The sequence below is a fragment of the Haloprofundus marisrubri genome (genome assembly GCF_001469955.1).
In the GTDB taxonomy this organism is placed as follows: Archaea; Halobacteriota; Halobacteria; order Halobacteriales; family Haloferacaceae; genus Haloprofundus; species Haloprofundus marisrubri.
Map to the genome: position 1 here is coordinate 1 of NZ_LOPU01000033.1, position 202 is coordinate 202.

Genomic DNA, 202 nt, shown 5'->3' on the forward strand with positions numbered 1-202 from the left:
ATTGAGAGGAGGTGCATGGCCGCCGTCAGCTCGTACCGTGAGGCGTCCTGTTAAGTCAGGCAACGAGCGAGACCCGCATCCTTAATTGCCAGCAGCAGCTCCGGCTGGCTGGGTACATTAAGGAGACTGCCGTGGCTAACACGGAGGAAGGAACGGGCAACGGTAGGTCAGTATGCCCCGAATGTGCTGGGCAACACGCGGG

General features: G+C 60.4%; 1 rRNA gene. It reads left to right on the top strand.

Annotated features, from left to right (window positions below):
* Nucleotides 1-202 (top strand): 16S ribosomal RNA (locus tag AUR64_RS16965); the annotation flags it as partial.